Source organism: Mycobacterium sp. NTMscope_MAC_12 (assembly GCF_976985675.1).
Map to the genome: position 1 here is coordinate 3,870,301 of NZ_CDRJYY010000001.1, position 14,539 is coordinate 3,884,839.

Annotated in this window: 15 protein-coding genes; 4 read left to right on the top strand and 11 right to left on the bottom strand. The window is 68.2% G+C overall.

From position 1 onward, the window contains the following. Positions 1-9 precede the first annotated feature (9 nt). The 5 genes from AC0KS4_RS17770 to ctaD are packed head-to-tail and all read right to left on the bottom strand — an operon-like array spanning position 10 to position 5,480. Positions 10-774 carry an enoyl-CoA hydratase gene (locus AC0KS4_RS17770; RefSeq protein WP_238956560.1) on the bottom strand — a complete coding sequence of 255 codons (765 nt, stop codon included), beginning with the start codon at positions 772-774 and terminating at the stop codon, positions 10-12. Then, complete coding sequence (locus tag AC0KS4_RS17775; RefSeq protein WP_238956561.1) at positions 771-1,601, bottom strand: NUDIX hydrolase; 831 nt, start codon at positions 1,599-1,601, stop codon at positions 771-773. Before AC0KS4_RS17775 ends, AC0KS4_RS17770 begins: the two co-directional genes overlap by 4 nt. Then, positions 1,598-2,458: an ABC transporter ATP-binding protein gene (locus AC0KS4_RS17780; RefSeq protein ID WP_238957349.1), complete on the bottom strand. Its 861-nt coding sequence runs from the start codon at positions 2,456-2,458 to the stop codon at positions 1,598-1,600. Before AC0KS4_RS17780 ends, AC0KS4_RS17775 begins: the two co-directional genes overlap by 4 nt. Positions 2,459-2,474: 16 nt before the next feature. After that, the gene (gene serB / locus AC0KS4_RS17785) at positions 2,475-3,710 is read right to left on the bottom strand and encodes a phosphoserine phosphatase SerB (RefSeq protein ID WP_238956562.1); all 1,236 of its coding nucleotides are present in this window, start codon (positions 3,708-3,710) and stop codon (positions 2,475-2,477) included. A 24-nt stretch (positions 3,711-3,734) separates the two neighbouring features. Next, complete coding sequence (ctaD, locus tag AC0KS4_RS17790; RefSeq protein WP_225326521.1) at positions 3,735-5,480, bottom strand: aa3-type cytochrome oxidase subunit I; 1,746 nt, start codon at positions 5,478-5,480, stop codon at positions 3,735-3,737. Positions 5,481-5,766: 286 nt separating this feature from the next. Here ctaD and AC0KS4_RS17795 point away from each other — a divergent pair, with 286 nt between their 5' ends. Both AC0KS4_RS17795 and AC0KS4_RS17800 read left to right on the top strand, forming a co-directional pair. After that, positions 5,767-6,885, top strand: coding sequence for an iron-siderophore ABC transporter substrate-binding protein (locus AC0KS4_RS17795; RefSeq protein WP_425326325.1), 1,119 nt, complete (start codon positions 5,767-5,769; stop codon positions 6,883-6,885). A gap of 106 nt (positions 6,886-6,991) precedes the next feature. Further along, entirely contained in the window at positions 6,992-8,032 is a 1,041-nt protein-coding gene (locus AC0KS4_RS17800; RefSeq protein WP_238956563.1) for an NAD(P)-dependent alcohol dehydrogenase, read from the top strand. A gap of 4 nt (positions 8,033-8,036) precedes the next feature. Here AC0KS4_RS17800 and AC0KS4_RS17805 read toward each other — a convergent pair whose 3' ends face one another. Then, positions 8,037-8,387, bottom strand: a complete 351-nt coding sequence (locus tag AC0KS4_RS17805) for a DUF3349 domain-containing protein (RefSeq protein WP_225326589.1) — start codon at positions 8,385-8,387, stop codon at positions 8,037-8,039. A gap of 132 nt (positions 8,388-8,519) precedes the next feature. Continuing rightward, the gene (gene nrdF / locus AC0KS4_RS17810; RefSeq protein WP_225326518.1) at positions 8,520-9,494 is read right to left on the bottom strand and encodes a class 1b ribonucleoside-diphosphate reductase subunit beta; all 975 of its coding nucleotides are present in this window, start codon (positions 9,492-9,494) and stop codon (positions 8,520-8,522) included. 209 nt (positions 9,495-9,703) lie between these two features. Here nrdF and AC0KS4_RS17815 point away from each other — a divergent pair, with 209 nt between their 5' ends. Then, entirely contained in the window at positions 9,704-10,150 is a 447-nt protein-coding gene (locus tag AC0KS4_RS17815) for an SRPBCC family protein (RefSeq protein ID WP_238956564.1), read from the top strand. Then, positions 10,134-10,670 (top strand): TetR family transcriptional regulator, encoded by a 537-nt coding sequence (locus AC0KS4_RS17820; protein ID WP_238956565.1) that lies wholly within the window; start codon positions 10,134-10,136, stop codon positions 10,668-10,670. The genes AC0KS4_RS17815 and AC0KS4_RS17820 overlap by 17 nt, the downstream gene beginning before the upstream one ends. 14 nt (positions 10,671-10,684) lie before the next feature. Here AC0KS4_RS17820 and AC0KS4_RS17825 read toward each other — a convergent pair whose 3' ends face one another. The 4 genes from AC0KS4_RS17825 to AC0KS4_RS17840 form a co-directional block, all read right to left on the bottom strand. After that, positions 10,685-11,143, bottom strand: coding sequence for a universal stress protein (locus AC0KS4_RS17825; RefSeq protein ID WP_225326515.1), 459 nt, complete (start codon positions 11,141-11,143; stop codon positions 10,685-10,687). 52 nt (positions 11,144-11,195) lie between these two features. After that, positions 11,196-12,749, bottom strand: a complete 1,554-nt coding sequence (locus AC0KS4_RS17830) for a flavin-containing monooxygenase (RefSeq protein ID WP_238956566.1) — start codon at positions 12,747-12,749, stop codon at positions 11,196-11,198. Positions 12,750-12,901: 152 nt separating this feature from the next. Beyond that, positions 12,902-13,630 carry a TetR/AcrR family transcriptional regulator gene (locus AC0KS4_RS17835; RefSeq protein WP_255640590.1) on the bottom strand — a complete coding sequence of 243 codons (729 nt, stop codon included), beginning with the start codon at positions 13,628-13,630 and terminating at the stop codon, positions 12,902-12,904. A gap of 73 nt (positions 13,631-13,703) precedes the next feature. After that, positions 13,704-14,534, bottom strand: a complete 831-nt coding sequence (locus AC0KS4_RS17840; RefSeq protein WP_225326512.1) for a helix-turn-helix domain-containing protein — start codon at positions 14,532-14,534, stop codon at positions 13,704-13,706. Positions 14,535-14,539: the final 5 nt, after the last annotated feature.

Below are 14,539 nucleotides of genomic sequence, written 5' to 3' on the forward strand. Positions count from 1 at the left end.
CAGGGCAGCCTAACGGCCGCCGGGATCCGCCCGATCGCCACCGCCCTGACCAGCGGAGAACACCTCGGCGTAGCGGCGGCGTTCGGCGGCGAGGCGCTCGGGGCGCCCCAGGTCGAACACGTCGTTGATTCCGGCCTTGGCGGCGGCCAGCGCGTGCCGCGGACCCTCGAGGAAACGGCGCGCCCATCCCGCGGCGGCGTCGTACACGTCATCGGGGGCCACCATTTCGTCGATGAGGTTCAACGCCAGGGCCTCTTCGGCGTCGAAGAATCGCCCGCTGAACACCAGCTCCTTGGCCTTGCTGGCCCCGGCGGCCCGGGTCAGGCGGGCCATCGCGTCGCCGCCGGGCACCAGCCCGGCCAGGATTTCGGTCGCGCCGAACTTCACGTTGTCACCGCTGATGCGCCAATCGGCGGCCAGCGCCAGCGTGAGCCCGGCGCCCAACGCGTAGCCGGTGATGGCCGCCACGGTCGGCTTGGGGATGGCTGCGACCGCGTCGATGGCCTCCTGCCGGACCCGGGCCGCGGTCTCGGCTTCGGCACCCCGCAGCGTACGCAGTTCGGGCATGTCGTCGCCGGCGGAGAAAATCTCGTGGCCGCCGAACAGGATGACGGCCGCGACATCGTCGCGCCGCCCCAATTCCTCGGCCGCCGCGATGACCTCGCGGTAGACCTGGCGGGTCATCGCGTTGGTCGGGGGCCGCGACAGCAGCAGCATGGCCAGCCCGGCGTCCTGCGAGCCGTCGCTGACCACGACGCTGACGAACTCGCTCAATGCCGCCATCCCAGCCCGCCCGCTTCCCGCGCCTGGTGGTAGCGGTCGGAATCGAAGAACTCGAAAACCCAGTTGTCGCCCTGGATCTCGAGGTGCGGCTGCACCGGGACGATCTGGCGTTCCACGGCCAGCACCTCGGCGACGGTCCGCCCGGCCAGCGAGTCCAGCTGCGTCCAGGTTGGCGGCAGCAGGAAGCTGCGACCGGCCGAGAAGTCGGCGATGGCCGCCTCCGGCGTCGTCCAGCCCGCGCGGTCGGATTCGGTGTTCTCACCGTCGGCGCGCTGCCCCTCCGGCAGGGCCCCCACGAAGAAATAGGTGTCGTAGCGGCGGGTGCGCTCGGCCTCCGGGGTGACCCAGTTGGCCCACGGCCGCAACAGGTCCGAGCGCAGCTCCAGCTTCTCGCGCCGCAAGAAGTCCGCGAACGACAACGTCCCGTCGGCCAGCGCCCGGCGGGCGTCGCCGTACACCGACGCGTCGCCGACGATACTGTCCGGCGCCGCACGGCCCCGGCCCGCCGGGCCGGCAAACAGCACCCCGGACTCCTCGAAGGTCTCGCGGGCCGCGGCGCAGACCAGCGCCTCGGCCAGGTCGGGTTCGATGCCGAAGCGCTGCGCCCACCACTCCGGCGCCGGTCCGGCCCATGCGATATCGGCGTTGCGGTCGCGGTCGTCGACGCCGCCGCCGGGGAACACCATCGTCCCCGCGGCGAACTCCATCTTGGCGTGCCGGCGCATCAGGAAGACGCCCAGTCCGGGGCCCGTGTCGCGGACCAGCATCACGGTCGCCGCCGGCCTGGGGACGAGCGGGGTTTCCTCGGGTGACGTCATAGCTGCCTCCGGTGGGCTGCGCGGGTGCGGACTCGCCGCGCGAAGTAGCGCCCGTCGACGACGTCGAGGGCGATCGCTTGGCCGAAAGCGGTGGACAGATTCTCCGCGGTCAGCACGTCGGTGAGCAATCCCGCGGCCACCACCTCGCCTTCGGCGAGCAGCATGCAGTGACTGAACCCGGGCGGGATCTCCTCGACGTGATGGGTGACCAGCACCAGCGCGGGCGCGTCGGGGTCGGCGGCCAGGTCGGCCAGGCGCGCCACCAGCTCCTCGCGCCCGCCCAGGTCCAGGCCGGCGGCGGGCTCGTCGAGCAGCAGCAGTTCGGGGTCGGTCATCAGCGCGCGGGCGATCAGCACCCGCTTGCGTTCGCCTTCCGACAGCGTGCCGTAGGTGCGGTCCGCCAGATGCTCGGCGCCGAGGCTCTCCAGCATGTCGATCGCCCGGCGGTAGTCGACGTCTTCGTAGCGCTCGCGCCACCTGCCCAGCACCGCGTAGCCGGCGGAGACGACGAGATCGCGCACCACCTCGTCGCCGGGCACGCGCTGCGCCAGCGCCGAGGAACTGAGGCCGATGCGGGAACGCAACTCCGTCACGTCGACCCGGCCCAGCCGCTCACCGAGCACGAAAGCCACGCCGGACGAGGGATGTTCGGCCGCCGCGGCGATCCGCAGCAGCGACGTCTTGCCCGCCCCGTTGGGCCCGACGATGACCCAGCGCTCGTCGAGTTCGACCGCCCAATCCAGCGGCCCGACCAGGACGTTGCCGCCGCGCTGGAGCGACACCTCGCGCAACTCGATCAGCAGATCGGGGTCGGCTGCCTCGCTTCCGTTTTCGGGCACCCGACCATCGTGCCGTATGCCCGGCGAGCGCGAGCTACTCGGGCGGGATTTCCACCCGGCGCACCTCGCCGTCGACCGCGTCGGCGGCCTCGATTTCGCCCCGGGTGATGCCCAGCAGGAACAGCACCGTGTCCAGGTAGGGGTGGCTCAACGACGCGTCGGCCACTTCACGCAGCGCCGGCTTGGCGTTGAACGCGATCCCCAGCCCCGCGGCGGCCAGCATGTCGATGTCGTTGGCGCCGTCGCCCACGGCGACGGTCTGCGCCATCGGGACCCCGGCATGCTGCGCGAATTCCCTTAGCGCCGTGGCCTTTCCGGCCCGGTCGACGATGGGACCGATCACCCGGCCGGTGAGGGTGCCGTCGACGATCTCCAGCTCGTTGGCGGCGACATAGTCCAGCATCAGCTCCTCGGCCAGCGGCTCGATGATCCGGCGGAAACCCCCGGACACCACGCCGCACGCGTAACCCAACCGCCGCAGCGTCCGCAGCGTGGTCCGCGCCCCCGGCATCAGCTCCAGCTGGTCGGCGACCTCGTCGATCACCGTCGCGGGCAAGCCCGCCAGCGTCGCGACCCGCTGCTCGAGCGACTGGGCGAAGTCCAGCTCGCCGCGCATCGCGGCGTCGGTGATCGCGGCGACCTTGCCCTCGGCACCCGCCCTCGCCGCCAGCATCTCGATGACCTCGCCCTGCACCAGCGTCGAGTCCACGTCGAACACGATGAGCCGCTTGGCCCGCCGTTCCAGCGTGAAGTCCTCGACGGCGACGTCGACGTGCTCCTCGCTGGACACCCGGTTCAGCGCGGTCCGCAGCCGGCCGTCGGCACCGGGCGGCACCGAGACCCGCAACTCCAAGCCGGTCACCGGATAATCCGAGACGCCGCGAATCAGGTCGATGTTGACGCCCAGCGCGGCCACCTCGCGGGCCACCGCGCCGAACGCCCCGGCCGTGATGGGCCGGCCCAGCACGAAAATGGTGTGCGTCGAGGGGTCCCGGATGATCGGCACGTCGTCGCTGCGCTCGATGCTGACGTCCAGGCCCACCTTGTGGATGGCCGACTCGACATCGTGACGCAGTTCGGCGCCGTCGGCGACGGCCGCCGGGCAGCACACCAGCACGCCGAGCGTCAGGCGGTGCCGGATCACCACCTGTTCGACATTGAGCAGCTCGACCCCGTGCCGCGACAGCGCCTCGAAGAGGGACGCGGTCACGCCCGGTTGGTCCACGCCGGTGACGGTGATCAGCACCGACACCTTGGGTGGTGAGTTCACTCCCGACAGCCGCCCGTCAGGCCATCAGCTGCGAACCTGGACGTCGTCCAGCCTGGTGACGTCCTTGTCCGCGGGCCCGTGCGCCCGGCCCACATGCGCCTCGGCGCGCAGCCGCTCCACCATGTGCGGGTAGTGCAACTCGAATGCCGGCCGCTCCGAACGGATTCGGGGCAGCTCGGTGAAGTTGTGCCGCGGCGGCGGGCAGCTGGTCGCCCATTCCAGAGAGTTGCCGTAGCCCCATGGGTCGTCGACGGTGACGACCTCGCCGTAGCGCCAGCTCTTGAAGACGTTCCAGACGAACGGGAACATCGAGGCGCCCAGGATGAAGGCGCCCACCGTCGAGGCGATGTTGTAGGGCTGGAAGCCGTCGCTGGGCAGGTAGTCGGCGTAGCGGCGGGGCATGCCCAGGTCACCCAGCCAGTGCTGGACCAGGAACGTGGTGTGGAACCCGATGAACGTCAACCAGAAGTGCAGCTTGCCCAGCCGCTCGTCGAGCAGCCGGCCGGTCATCTTCGGGAACCAGAAATAGATGCCCGCATACGTCGCGAACACGATGGTGCCGAACAGCACGTAGTGGAAGTGGGCGACGACGAAGTAGCTGTCGGTGACGTGGAAGTCCAGCGGCGGGCTGGCCAGCAGCACGCCGGTCAGGCCACCAAGCAGGAAGGTGAGTAGGAAGCCGATCGAAAACAGCATCGGCGTCTCAAAGGTCAACTGCCCCTTCCACATCGTGCCGATCCAGTTGAAGAACTTGATCCCGGTGGGCACCGCGATCAGGTACGTCATGAACGAAAAGAACGGCAGCAGAACGGCTCCGGTGGCGAACATGTGGTGCGCCCACACCGCGACCGACAGGGCGGCGATCGACAGGGTCGCGTACACCAGCGTGGTGTAGCCGAAGACCGGCTTGCGCGAGAACACCGGGAAGATCTCGGTGACGATCCCGAAGAACGGCAGGGCGATGATGTACACCTCGGGATGGCCGAAGAACCAGAACAGGTGTTGCCACAACAGGACTCCGCCGTTGGACGCGTCGTAGATATGGGCGCCCAGGTGACGGTCGGCGGCCAGCCCGAACAGCGCCGCGGTCAGGATCGGGAACGCGATCAGGATCAGGATCGAGGTCACCAGGATGTTCCAGGTGAAGATCGGCATCCGGAACATCGTCATGCCGGGCGCGCGCATGCACACCACGGTGGTGATCATGTTGACCCCACCCAGGATGGTGCCCAGACCGGCGAGGATCAGCCCGGTGATCCACAGGTCTCCCCCGGCGCCGGGCGAGTGGACGGCGTCAGACAGCGGCGTGTAGGCGGTCCAGCCGAAGTCGGCGGCCCCGCCCGGGACGATGAAGCCGGACGCCGCGATCAGCCCGCCGAACAGGAACAACCAGTACGAGAAGGCGTTCAGCCGCGGGAACGCCACGTCGGGCGCGCCGATCTGCAGCGGCAGCACCAGGTTGGCGAATCCGAACACCACCGGGGTGGCGTACAGCAGGAGCATGATCGTGCCGTGCATGGTGAACAGCTGGTTGAACTGCTCGTTGGACAGGAACTGCAGCCCGGGAGCGGCCAGCTCGGTGCGCATCAGCAACGCCATCAGCCCGCCGATGAAGAAGAAGGCGAAGCAGGTGACGGTGTACATCACGCCGATCAGCTTGTGATCGGTGGTCGTGATCAGTTTGTAGACGAGGTTCCCTTTGGGGCCCATGCGGTCCGGGTACGGACGAACGGCCTCGAGTTCTCCCAAAGGGGGCGCTTCGGCTGTCAACAGCTTCTCCAAACATCCGGATCGGACACTGGCCCAACATCACTATTGAGAGGAATCTTAGCCGTCGATCATGGCGACGTCAGGGCTGGTCCTACAAACTGTCGTAAACGCGTCGGCGGTGCGGCGTGTCCTTCGGCGCGGCGCCGGCAGGGGTCGATGGTGGCGACCCGCTTCGCCCGGCTCCGCCGCGCTCGCGATCGCCACGCGGGTCGATGGTGGCGACCCGCTTCGCCCGGCTCCGCCGCGCTCGCGATCGCCACGCGGGCCGGATGTTAGCGTCTGACGCGTGTTGTTCGGCGTGATCAGACCCGCCGGGCTGGCCTCCCGGATAGCTGTTGCCACCGCGGTGACGGCGGCGGTCGTCGCGGCGTGCGCCGGTTGCGGATCCGACAAGCGCGCCGCCACGCCGCCGGTCCGTTCGCTGGTCACCCCCACCACGCAGATCGCGGGGGCCGGCGTGCTGGGAAACGACCGCCGGCCTGACGATTCGTGCGCCCGCGACGCCGCCGAGGCCGACTCGGGGGCCGCGAAGCGGCGGGTCCACAACGCCGCCGGGGTCGAGCCGGACGTGGTGCAGGTGCCCGCCGACCCGCGGCGCATCGTGGTGCTCTCCGGCGACCAGCTCGACGCGTTGTGCGCGCTGGGCCTGCAATCGCGGGTGGTCGCCGCCGCGTTGCCGGACGGCTCGCCGGGTCAGCCCCCGTATTTGGGTGGTGCGGTGCACGGTGTGCCCGGCGCGGGGACGCGGTCGCACCCGGACGTGAAGGCGATCGAGGCCGCCCACCCCGACCTGATCCTGGGCTCCCAGGGGTTGACGCCCACGTTGTATCCGCAGCTGGCGGCGATCGCCCCCACGGTGTTCACCGGCGCACCGGGCGCAGCCTGGGAGGACAACCTGCGCGCCGTCGGCGCCGCCACCGCGCGCGGCACCGCGATGGACGCGTTGCTCAGCGGGTTTGCGCAACGGGCCACCGACGTGGGCGCGCGGCATGACGCCTCCCACTTTCAGGCGTCGATCGTGCAGCTGACCACCGGGACGATCCGGGTCTACGGCGCCAACAACTTCCCGGCCAGCGTGCTCGGGTCGGTCGGCGTGGACCGGCCGGCCGCGCAGCGGTTCACCGACAAGCCCTACGTCGAGATCGGCGCCACCGACGCGGATCTCGCGAAGGACCCGGATCTGTCGATCGCCGACGCCGACGTGGTGTACCTGTCGTGCGCCTCCCCGGCGGCCGCCGATCGGGCCGCCACGGTCCTCGACAGCGGCCCGTGGCGCAAGCTGTCCGCCAACCGCGACAACCGGGTCTATGTCGTCAACGACGAGATCTGGCAAACCGGCGAGGGGTTGATCGCTGCCCGCGGCATCGTCGACGACCTGCGCCTGGTGAACGCCCCCATCAACTGACGCCGGGCACGGTCGTCGGAACGTGATGTTCGCCCCGATAGTTGGCGGAAGAACGTTACCCTAGCTAAAATTTTGGTCGAAGCCATCAGACCGAAGAGGGAAATTCATGCGCACTGTTTCGGCATACGCCGCCACGTCGGCGACCGGACCGCTGACCAAGACCACCATCGAGCGGCGCGACCCGGGCCCGCGCGACGTGGCCATCGACATCAGGTTCGCCGGCATCTGCCACTCCGACATCCACACGGCCAAAGGCGAATGGGGCACACCGAATTACCCCGTGGTCGTGGGCCACGAGATCGCCGGCGTCGTGACCGAGGTCGGCGCCGAGGTCACCAAGTTCAAGGTGGGCGACCACGTCGGTGTGGGTTGCATGGTGAACTCCTGCGGCCAGTGCAGCAGCTGCGACGCCGGGCTCGAGCAGTACTGCAAGAACGGCGCGACCTTCACCTACAACTCGATCGACAAGGACGGCACGTCGACGCAGGGCGGCTACAGCCAGGCGGTCGTCGTCGACGAGAACTTCGTCTTGCGCATCCCCGACTCGCTGCCGCTGGACAAGGCGGCGCCGCTGCTGTGCGCCGGCATCACGCTGTTCTCTCCGCTGCGGCACTGGAAGGCCGGGCCTGGCACGCGACTGGCGATCATCGGCCTGGGCGGTCTGGGGCACATGGGCGTCAAGCTGGGCGCGGCGATGGGCGCCGAGGTCACCGTGCTGTCGCAGTCGCTGAAGAAGATGGAAGACGGGCTGCGGTTGGGCGCCAAGCATTACTACGCCACCGCCGACCGCGAGACCTTCAAGAAGTTGCGCAGCAGCTTCGACCTGATGCTCAACACCGTCTCGGCGAACCTGAATCTCAACGACTACCTGAGCCTGCTCGACGTCGACGGCACCCTCGTCGAATTGGGCATCCCCGAGCACCCCATGGAGGTGGGGGCGTTCCCGCTGGCGCTGGCGCGCCGCAGCCTGTCCGGGTCGAACATCGGCGGGATCGCCGAGACCCAGGAGATGCTGGACTTCTGCGCCGAACACAACGTCACGCCCGAAATCGAGGTCATCGACCCCGACTACATCAACGAGGCCTACGAGCGCGTCCTGGCCAGCGACGTCCGCTACCGCTTCGTCATCGACATCTCGAAGCTGTAGCGGCTCAGGAAACCGTGTTGGGGGCCGGTTCGGGCTTGCCGTTGGCCGCGCCGGGGTCCTCGGCCGCGTCGGTCGGGTGCGTGATGCCCGCCAGCGGCCAACCCGCGGCGGCCAGCCGGGCCGCCACCCGCGCGATGTTCTCCGGACCGGCGTCGTAGTGGGTCATGTCGGAGATGAAATCGGCGATCACGTCGCGGTTGATCTCGTCGCCCGGCTTGGTTTCCTCGTCAATCGCGTCGACGACTTCCTTGATCTGGTCCTCGGTCAGGGGCGTGCTGCGCAGCAGCTCCAACAGCGGGACGCGATCGGGTCCGGGGACGCCGTCGGGGTAGCCGCATTGCAGCCACTGGATCACCGAACGGAAAAAAGCGGCCGTAGAGGATGGGGTAATCGCCACGCCCACCAGTGTCCCGGCTATTCGGTCGCCGGCGCCACCGGGCCGCCGCGCCCCGGCCACAATTCACGCGGCGTTCACAAACCGCTCAGCTCAGAAGTCCCAGTCCTCGTCCTCGGTGACGACGGCCTTGCCGATCACGTACGACGAGCCCGAACCGGAGAAGAAGTCGTGGTTCTCGTCGGCGTTGGGTGAGAGCGCCGAGAGGATCGCCGGGTTCACGTCCGTCTCGTCGCGCGGGAACAGCGCCTCGTAGCCGAGGTTCATCAGCGCCTTGTTGGCGTTGTAGCGCAGGAACTTCTTGACGTCCTCGGTGAGCCCGACCTCGTCGTAGAGGTCCTGGGTGTATTCCACCTCGTTGTCGTAGAGCTCGAAGAGCAATTCGTAGGTGTAGTCCTTGAGCTCCTGCTTGCGTGCGTCGTCGACCAGCGCCAGGCCGCGCTGGTACTTGTAGCCGATGTAGTAGCCGTGGACGGCCTCGTCGCGGATGATCAGCCGGATCATGTCGGCGGTGTTGGTCAGCTTGGCCCGGCTCGACCAGTACATCGGCAGGTAGAAGCCGGAGTAGAAGAGGAAGCTCTCCAGCAGCGTGGAGGCGACCTTGCGCTTGAGCGGTTCGTCGCCCTTGTAGTACTGCATGACGATCTCGGCCTTGCGCTGCAGGTTGGGGTTCTCCTCCGACCAGCGGAACGCGTCGTCGATCTCGGCCGTCGAGCACAGCGTGGAGAAGATGTTGCTGTAGCTGCGCGCGTGCACCGACTCCATGAACGCGATGTTGGTGTAGACGGCCTCCTCGTGCGGGGTCAGCGCGTCGGGAATGAGGCTGACCGCCCCGACCGTGCCCTGGATGGTGTCCAGCAACGTCAGGCCGGTGAACACCCGCATGGTCATCTGCTTTTCGTGGGCGGTCAGGGTGCCCCACGACGGCAGGTCGTTGGACACCGGCACCTTCTCGGGCAACCAGAAGTTGCCGGTGAGCCGGTCCCACACCTCCGCGTCCTTTTCGTCCTGCAGCCGGTTCCAGTTGATCGCCGAAACGCGGTCAATCAGCTTCATGTTCTCGGTCACCAGAACCCCGCTTCACACGCCGTTTTGCCTGAGGGACGTCAGGCTCCAGACACTACCCCTGGGGTACGACAACCGAGCGCAACACAAGAAGTTGTGTTTGTGCGTGTCGCGGACGCCCGCGGGCCGCCGGATTTACTTCCTTCTCCAGTATGCGCGCGTCGGCCGGCGCGGCGTGGGCAAAACCGGGCACAAGATGTACCATTTGGTACATGATTACCGAAGACAGCGTCGAGATCGACGCGCCGGCGCACCTGGTATGGAAGGTCTTCAGCGACGTCGAGCGCTGGCCCGAATGGACGGCGTCGGTGACGTCGCTGGCCGCGGTGGACGGGCCCGGCCTCGCCGTCGGCGGGCGGTTCGCGATCAAACAGCCACGCATGTCGAAGTTGGTGTGGACGATCACCGAACTCGACCCGGGGACGTCCTGGACGTGGGTGCAGCGCGCTCCCGGCGCGACGGCCAGCGCCCGCCACGACGTGATCCCCCAGCCGGGCGGGGGCACCCTGGTGCGCCAGCGCATCGACCAGAACGGCGTGCTCGGCGCCCTCGTCGGACGGCTCATGCGATCGATGACCCAGCGATACCTCAAACTCGAGGCCGAAGGCCTCAAGGCCCGCTCCGAGCAACTCAGCCGCGCCGATGGCGCGCACCCCTGACACCGAGCGGCGCCGCCAACTCCTCGATGCCCTCGTCACCGAGTTCGCCGCCGGTGGCATCGGCGACCGGTCGCTGCGCGCGGTGGCCGACGCGGTCGGCACGAGCCACCGAATGTTGTTGCACCACTTCGGTTCTCGTGAAGACATGCTTGTGGCGATCGTCGAGGAGGTCGAGCGCCGCCAGATGGGGCTGCTGGCCGAACTGCCCACCGACCCGGCCGAGAGCTTCGCCGCCATGTGGGCAGATCTCCGTCGGCCCGAACTGCGACAGTTCGAGCGTCTCTTCTTCGAGTGTTACGCCCGCGCCGCCCAGGGCGAAAAGCCTTTTGCCGCAATGGTTCCCGGCGCCGTCGACGGGTGGCTGGAAGAGGCCGCGACCGTCGCCGGCGCCGCGTCCGACCCCGCCCTGGCCAGGTTGGGATTGGCCGTAATCCGCGGCCTGCTACTGGATCTCGTGGCCACCGACGACGCCGCCGGCGTCGACGCGGCCGCGCGCGCCTTCACGGAGCTGCTCAACTGATTCGAAGCGATGGTTCAGTTGGCGGTGTGGACGATCAGGACATCGGTCTTGACCCTGCGGGAGACCTCGGACGGGACCGATCCCAGCAGCCGCCCGGCGACGCTGTTGAGCCCGACGTTGCCCACCACCATCAGGTCGGCGCCGACCTCCTCGGCCAGCTGCACCAGCACGTTGATCGGGGCACCCACGATCGACCGCTCCTCCACGTTCCTGGCCCCCGCTTGGTGCGCCCGTTCCTTGGCGTTCTGCAGGATCGCGTAGTACGGGGCCTCCCCAACCGTCCGATAGTCCTGGCCGTGGTCGCTCCCCGGCGGGATGGCGTAGCGGCCGCGTTCCTGGGGGACGGGGAGATGCGCCGTCACAACGATCAGTTTCGCGCCGTGATCCGCGGCGATCGCCGCTGCGCGATCCACCGCGCGCAGCGACGAGTCCGAGCCATCGGTGCCGACCACGACGGTCTGATAGGCGCTCATTTCCCTGAAACTGTAACGCCGGGCGGCGGCCAAAACCCCCAAACGGTGTGGTTCAACTTCGCACGGGGGCCGCGTGCCTGCCCGTGCTGACGCCGTAGAACTGGTATTCCGCAGGCTTGACCGAGCGGGTCGCCCGCCAGTACTCCCAGGTGTAGCCGCCCCACAGCACGGTGTTCTTGCCGTGCTCGTCCAGATACCAGCTGCTGCAGCCGCCGCTGTTCCACACCGACGGGCCCAGCCTGCGCTGCAGCTCGTCGTTGAACGCGTCCTGGGCGGCGCGGGTCGGGGCGAGCGCCTGCGCGCCCAGCTTGTCGCAGGTGGCGATCGCGTCGGCGACGTAACGGATTTGGGACTCGATCATGAACACCACCGAGTTGTGCCCCAGCCCGGTGTTGGGGCCCAGCAGAAAGAACAGGTTGGGCACATCGGCGACGGTGATCCCGCGGTGGGCGCCGATGCCCTCGCGATTCCAGCGGTCCACCAGATCCTCGCCGTGCAGGCCCTTGATCTGGACGTAGGTGTAGGAGTCGGTGACGTGAAAACCGGTGGCGTACACGATGACATCGGCTTTCCGGTGCGTGCCGTCGACGGTGACGATGCCGTCGGACGTGATCCGCGAAATGTGGTCGGTGACCAGTTCGGTCTTCGGGTCGGCCACCGCCCCGTAATAGGTGGAGGAGTTCAGGATTCGCTTGCACCCGACGCGGTAGTTGGGAATCAGCTTGCGGCGCAACTCCCGATCCTTGACCGATCGACGAATGTTGTACTTGCAGTACGCCTCGATGAACTTGAGCAGGTTGGGCCGCTTGGTCATTCCGAAGGCCAGCGCCTCCTGGCCCCAGTAGATGGCCAGTCGCACCAGCGCCCGCAGGCCGGGCACGTTCTCCATGGCGCGGCGCACCGCCGGCGGGATCTCGGGGTTCGAGCGCGGCACCACCCACGGCGGGGTGCGTTGGTAGAGCTGAAGTTCGGCGACCTGCCCGACGATCTCCGGCACGATCTGGATCGCGCTGGCGCCGGTCCCGATCACCGCCACCCGCTTGCCGGTCAGGTCGATGCTGTGGTCCCACTCCGCGGAATGGAAAGCGGCACCGGCGAATTCGTCGCGACCCTCGATGTCGGGCATGGACGGGATGTGCAGCGCGCCGGCACCCGAAATCAGGAACTGCGCGACGTATTCACGCCCGTCGGCGGTGAACACGTGCCAGCGGTGCTCCTCATCGTCCCAGTGCGCCCGGTCCACCAACGAGTTGAACTCCATGTAGCGGCGCAGCCCGTACTTCTCCGTGACCCCCTTGAGGTAGTCCCAGATCTCGGGCTGATAGGAGAACGGGTTCTTCCAGTCCGGCTTGGGCTCGAACGAAAACGAATACAGGTGCGACGGGATGTCGCAGGCGCACCCGGGATAGCTGTTGTCACGCCAGGTGCCGCCGATGTCGTCGGCCTTTTCCAGGATGACGAAGCCCACCCCCTGCTTCTGCAGCGCGATGGCCATCCCCAGGCCGGAGAACCCGGTCCCGATGATGACGGCGCGGGTGTGGACGGGCTTCGGGGCCTTGGCCGCGGGGACGGGTGCGGTCTCGGTGTGTGTCACGACGTCGGTCACGGTCGATCGGTCTTTCTCGTCGGGCCAGTCTCGGGTCGGCGCTCGCTGGCATCCTCGGCCGTAGCCGCCCCGCTGGCGCAGATACCCAGTACCCAGGGTATCGGTTGGGACGAGTGTTGACGATCGCCAGGGCGATGTCAACGTGCCAAAGGTCAGCCCGCGGCGCGGTTGGCCGGGACCACGCTGTGGATCGGCTGGTCAGGGTCCATGCGGATGCCGAGCGCCTCGGCGGTGCCGACGATGACCCCCATCATGATCGTCGTGAGGTGGGCCACGAATTGCTCGCGCGGCATGCGAAGAGGGCTGTCGGGGTCGGGACCCAGCCACCACTCGGTGGCCGACGCGGCCGAGCCGAACGCCGCATGCCCGGCCAGCTCGACGGCCGCGTGGTCCAGCTCCATCTCGCGGAGCTCGTTGTCGAACATGTCGGCCACGGCCAGGGTGATACCTCGGCCCTCGTTGAGGATCTGTGGGCTTGCCGCGGAACGGCCCTGGATGAAGACCCGCAGCACGTTGGGGTGCTTGTCGACCAGGTTGGCGTACTCCTCGACGGCGCGCCGGATCACCTCGCGAGCCGAGTCGGTCTTCAGGTCGATGGATGGAAAGATCGCCGTCCACAACATGTCGCGCAGCCGCTCCCCGATCGCCTGGAACAGGTCGGACTTGTCGTGAAAATGCCGGTAGATCTTCGGTTTGGCGGTGCCGGCCTCTTCGGCGATTTCCCGCACGGACAGTTCGGGTCCGAGCCGGTCGATGGCGCGGAACGCCGCGTCGACGATGTCGCTGCGCACTTTCTTGCGGTGCTCGCGCCAGCGTTCGCTGCGCGCGTCGACCTTGGCCCCCGGCTTGGCGGCCGGGTGGGGCCTAGAGGGTCGAGGCATTCTCACCACGAAACGCACTTTACCCCGTCGCGGCTTCTGACCTGGGCAGACTGGCGGGACGAGGACACCGCGGTTAACGGTGCCGCTGGGCGTACTCCCCGGGGCTGCAGCCGAGCATCGACCGGAACTCGTTGGTGAAGTGCGCCTGGTCGTACCAGCCGAGGCGGACGGCCAGCTCGGCGAAGTCGACGCGACGATCGCTCTCGATCGCCAACGCAGCTTGCTGCAGGCGGTAACGGCACAGCACCCATTTGACCGGCACACCGACGTAGCGCCGGAACACGCGCTGAGTGGTTCGCGCGCTCCACGGCGAGCAAGCCATCACTTGTTCCACGCGGTGCAAAGCGTCGTCGTCGTGCATCCGCCGTAGCAGCGCCGTGAGGGCCTCGTAGGTCGGGTCGGAGACCGTTGCGGCGCCGATCGCCGTGTCCAGTTGCGCGGCGGCGAGCTCGATGTCGTCATCGAAAAGCATTGGACCGCTGAACAAGTCATCGTCGACTCGAACGATTCGGCCGGTCAGCGCAGCCGCGTCGCGTCCGAATCGGGCGGCGAACCCGCCGGCGCGGAAACGCGCACCGACAACCGCACCGCGCCCCGACAACGTGATGGTGAAGACCCTCTCGACGACACCGTGTACCAGGGTGGCGGGCAAAGCGAATCCATGGCGCGGGGAGTCGGTGCCCCACTCGTGGCTGAGGTTGATCGACGGGAAAGTGATCACTTGGCTTTCACGCGGCGGCTGGCCGGTCAGATCCCAGCACACCGACCAAAAATGCTCGACGAATTTGGCGGCGGCCTCCGACGGCGCTTGGCGACGGAGGTCGAACGCCGTTGCGCTCCCCGCGCGCCCGACCACGCCCGGCTGTGGACCAATCGCCTGTGGCGCGTTTTTCCAAGCCTGCACATCAC